Here is a 4,385-nt window from a genome sequence, read left to right on the forward strand (position 1 = left end):
TGGATTAACGCCTATAATTAGACAAAGTGGTAGCAGTGTAAAAGGGCGCCCTCGCATAAGTAAAATGGGCAATCAAAAACTTCGTGATTTATTATTTATGTGCAGTTTTAATGCCTGTAAATATAATAAGGCTTGTAGAGATATTTATGAGCGACTTGTGGCCAAAGGAAAGAGCAAAAAACTAGCGTTAATAGCGGTGTGTAATAAACTATTGAAACAGGCCTTTGCTATTGCAAAATCAGGGTTAATATATGAAGATACTTACAGAAGTACTTTAGTGAAAAGTTAATGCTTTTTTACTTGTTTTTTACCACAGTACTTTGGTGTGAGAGGACAGCTAGGGAAATAATCCCTAGCTTCCTACTCGATTGAAGTGATGCTATTTAAACCAAATGAGCTAGGTCTATAGTTTAATAAAATAACTTATAATCTAATTTTTGAATGTCCAAATAGACCCATTTTTAGTGGTCAATTTTTCCAATGTTCCTTTTTTTGAAAGTTCATTCAATACATTTTCACTTTCTTTTCTTGGAGTTCCGGACAATTCAGAAAACTCCTTAGCAGTTAGAGAAGGGTATTTGTTAAAAAGTGTTTCCCAATCCTTACTGTATTCACTTTTTTCAGCATTTGGATTTAATTTTAGGATAGCCATTTCATAAAAGGCATAAGGTCTTGTCCCATATACGATGTCTTTATTACCAGCATCGTCAACAAAGAACATAGTTGGAAATCCTCTAACACCCAGTTCTCTTCCTAATTTTAAATCTTCTTCAAACAAGGCTTTTGCATCCCCTTCATAGTCGGTTTTAAACTGCGCAATATCTAATCCTACTTTTTTGGCAGCTTTTTCCATATGCTCCCATTTAGCAATATTCATCTTTTTTAGAAAAACCATTTCCCTAATCTCCCTAAGAAAATCAATTGCTTTCTCATTGCTTTGCATCTGTGCAGCTTTAAAAGCTATGGACGGCGGATAGGACGAATCTAGAGGGTCTTCTAACCATAGATCTCCATCAATAGGCATGTCGTAATGAACACTTACTTCATCCCAGTGACCAGCAACGTCAGATGGTTTTCCAATCCCGCCACTATTGTAACTCCAATCAGGCAATAAACCACCCATCCTATATTCTATGTCTACAGCATTCCCGTATTCCAATTTAAGCTTTCGCAACTGTGGTTCTATTCCCCAGCAAGAGGAGCAAATTGGATCGGTGTAGTAGATTGCTTTTACCGATTTCTTGGTAAATTTAATATTACCTTGTGATGCGGTATCCGTATTTCCTTCAGTGGTTTCACACATTCCGGTCTCAATATCGCATAATAGGGGATTAGTGTTTACTGTTTCTTTACTCATATTCTTTGTTTTTAATTATTTAGTTCAGCCAATATTATTTTCCTCATTTATCTCATAGTCCTAATTGGCTGATAGACAATTACAAATATACTGAAAATAAGTGTATATTTGATAGGTGTTTCCTTTTGGAAAGTACTTTCCAAAAGGAAACTACCCTATGAATTAAATGGTGTTTTAAGTGTTTAAAAACAATAGAAAATAATGAAAAAGAAAGCGGTAATAAACGATTCTCCCGTTTGTCAGGTTAGGATGCAAGCCATAAGTGATACCATGAGTATATTATCAGGAAAATGGAAATTTCATATTCTAGGTACTCTAATAGAAGGGAGCAAATTGGGGTTTATGGACTTGTTGCGAGAAATAGACGGTATTGGTAGTAAAATGTTGTCTAAAGAGCTACAAGACTTGGAAATGAACCACCTAGTTAGTAGAACAGTTATGGATACGAAACCTATAACCGTTGAATATGCCATTACCGAATACGGTGCAACACTCTCACCTCTTATAAATGAATTGGCAAAATGGGGTATTGAATACCGGCAGTCAATTCACGGTTCAAAAGGAGTCTAATCGCCTATACCTTTTTCGACTACTGTGTCTGTTATAGTTTTATGGACTATTGCTTAGCAAATTGTAAGTGGACTATAATGCTTACCTCTTTTCCAACCCCTGCTGCGCCAGGGTCAAAATTAATATTATAGTCAAACCTATTAATTGTGGTTTTAGCTTTTAATCCCAATTTTTCTCCTTTATCGCTTTTGGCAATTCCACCATAATACACATCAAAAATCACTTCTTTAGTTACATCTTTTATAGTTAGGTCTCCGTATAGTAAATAATGATCCGGCTTGCCCGTAGCTAAAATCTTAGTGCTTTTAAAAGTCATATTAGGATATTTTTCTACCTCAAAAAAATCAGCGCTCTTTAAGTGGTTATCCCTATCTTCTACACTTGTATTTATACTCGCTACTTTTACTGTAAAATTATAGGTAGCATTTTCTAGTGTTTCTCCCGTGGTAGTTAGATTTCCAGTATAATCTAGAAATTTTCCATTCACAATACTAATTCCAGAATGTTCTATATTAAAATTTAGAGAAGAATGATAAGGATCTACCTTCCATTGAGTTTGTGCAAATGAGCTTACTGTTATGAAGATTATTGCTACAAATGATATAAAATTTTTCATAGTAATAGAAATTTTTAAAATGTTAGTATTTATCTAAGGGACTTACTCTTAGTTGATTAATAAAACATTGCCATAAATATTTGCATATTTATGGCAATTGTTTATTTCTTTCCTATATAATTTATTTATTGCTAGGTCTTGGTGCCCATCTGTTATATGGCGTCATGTCAAAGCTATTTACTTCATCCATGGATAAACCGAGTGCTTTTGCAACACCCTCTCCGTATTCTGGGTCTGCTTTATAACAGTTTCTAATATGACGAATCTGAATAAATTTTTCTGCACCACCTACCTGAGCAGCTGTATTATTAAATAATAGATCTGCTTTGCCATCCGCTTTTATAATGCGGAATAAATCACCTGGCTGAGTGAAGTAATCTTCATCATCATCTCTAAAGTTATGTGCATAAGCGTCACCACTTAATTCTAATGGTGGTTCTTGTTCCATTGGTTGTTCTTGCCATTCGCCATAACTGTTTGGCTCGTAATGTTTAGTGCCACCATAGTTGCCATCTACACGCATTGCACCATCTCTATGATAGGCGTGATAAGGACATGTAGGTTTGTTTACAGGAATTTGATAGTGATTTACACCCAGCCTATAGCGTTGCGCATCTCCATAAGAGAATAGTCTACCCTGTAACATTTTGTCTGGGGAGAACCCAATTCCGGGAACAATATTGGTTGGATTGAAGGCGGCTTGTTCTACATCTTGAAAATAATTGTCTGGGTTTCTATTTAATTCAAACTCTCCAACAGGGATAAGTGGGAAATCTTTTTTAGACCATACTTTTGTCAGGTCGAATGGGTGGAAGCGGTATGTTTTAGCTTCCTCTTCCGTCATAACCTGAATATACATTTTCCATTTTGGGAAGTCCTTTCTTTCAATAGCATCAAAAAGGTCTCTTTGAGACGACTCCCTATCCATACCTACTACTTTCATAGCCTCTTCATCAGATAAGTTTTCTATGCCTTGCTGAGTAACAAAGTGAAACTTTACCCAATGCCTAACATTGTCTTTGTTTATTAAACTATAGGTATGACTCCCAAAACCGTGCATATGCCTGTAACCTTTAGGAATTCCGCGATCACTCATGGTAATCGTAACCTGATGCAAGGATTCTGGAAGCAATGTCCAAAAATCCCAGTTGTTATTGGCACTTCTTAAATTCGTTTTTGGATCACGTTTTACCGCGTGGTTTAAATCTGGGAACTTCATTGGATCGCGAAAGAAAAATACAGGGGTATTATTTCCAACTAAATCCCAAATTCCTTCATCGGTATAAAATTTCAGAGCAAAGCCTCTAATATCCCTCTCTGCATCTGCCGCTCCTCTTTCTCCAGCAACGGTAGAAAACCTACTAAACATCTTTGTTTTTTTTCCGATTTCGCTGAAGATATTGGCCTTGGAGTATTTTGTAATATCATGAGTTACTGTAAACGTTCCAAAAGCACCAGAACCTTTTGCGTGCATTCTTCTTTCCGGTATGACTTCTCGATCAAAATTTGCCATTTTTTCAAGAAACCAAGCATCTTGCATTAACATTGGTCCACGTGGACCTGCAGTTTGAACGTTCTGATTATCTGGAACAGGTGCACCCGTTTGTCTTGTTAATTTTTTTGATTTTTTATCCTCCATGACTTTTGCTGTTTTAGTTGATTTATTAAAGTCAATTAAGATACGATAATTCTTAAAATTAAAAAATGGATAGAAGCACTATTATAAAGTTGATGATATACTTTTAACTCCTGACTTCGACACTGGGTCACCCAAAATTTTCTGGAAATAATTCGATTAGTGTTTTTTGCTTTTCATTTGTTATAAGGAGGTGTTCAATTTTT

Annotated in this window: 5 protein-coding genes; 2 read left to right on the forward strand and 3 right to left on the reverse strand. The window is 35.7% G+C overall.

The features are described from left to right. The coding region (locus tag H344_RS0116535) for a transposase (RefSeq protein ID WP_026809970.1) at window positions 1-289 on the forward strand (289 nt) is incomplete at its 5' end. A gap of 141 nt (window positions 290-430) precedes the next feature. Here H344_RS0116535 and H344_RS0116540 read toward each other — a convergent pair. Further along, the gene (locus tag H344_RS0116540) at window positions 431-1,357 is read right to left on the reverse strand and encodes a ClpXP adapter SpxH family protein (protein ID WP_026811291.1); all 927 of its coding nucleotides are present in this window, start codon (window positions 1,355-1,357) and stop codon (window positions 431-433) included. A 201-nt stretch (window positions 1,358-1,558) separates the two neighbouring features. On the opposite strand from H344_RS0116540, the gene H344_RS0116545 reads away from it, so the two are divergent. Continuing rightward, entirely contained in the window at window positions 1,559-1,927 is a 369-nt protein-coding gene (locus H344_RS0116545; RefSeq protein ID WP_026811292.1) for a winged helix-turn-helix transcriptional regulator, read from the forward strand. Window positions 1,928-1,973: 46 nt separating this feature from the next. On the opposite strand, the gene H344_RS0116550 is transcribed toward H344_RS0116545, so the two are convergent. Both H344_RS0116550 and H344_RS0116555 read right to left on the reverse strand, forming a co-directional pair. Beyond that, entirely contained in the window at window positions 1,974-2,543 is a 570-nt protein-coding gene (locus tag H344_RS0116550; protein WP_026811293.1) for a YceI family protein, read from the reverse strand. 121 nt (window positions 2,544-2,664) lie between these two features. Continuing rightward, entirely contained in the window at window positions 2,665-4,182 is a 1,518-nt protein-coding gene (locus tag H344_RS0116555; RefSeq protein WP_026811294.1) for a catalase, read from the reverse strand. Between the last annotated feature and the right edge of the window lie 203 nt (window positions 4,183-4,385).

This window comes from Arenibacter latericius DSM 15913, assembly GCF_000424985.1.
Lineage (GTDB): Bacteria > Bacteroidota > Bacteroidia > Flavobacteriales > Flavobacteriaceae > Arenibacter > Arenibacter latericius.

What these genes read in the sequence shown, in the direction of transcription:
- H344_RS0116540 (WP_026811291.1), bottom strand. Translation starts at nt 1,357, where the DNA reads ATGAGTAAAGAAACAGTAAACACTAATCCCCTATTATGCGATATTGAG.
- H344_RS0116545 (WP_026811292.1), top strand. Translation starts at nt 1,559, where the DNA reads ATGAAAAAGAAAGCGGTAATAAACGATTCTCCCGTTTGTCAGGTTAGG.
- H344_RS0116550 (WP_026811293.1), bottom strand. Translation starts at nt 2,543, where the DNA reads ATGAAAAATTTTATATCATTTGTAGCAATAATCTTCATAACAGTAAGC.
- H344_RS0116555 (WP_026811294.1), bottom strand. Translation starts at nt 4,182, where the DNA reads ATGGAGGATAAAAAATCAAAAAAATTAACAAGACAAACGGGTGCACCT.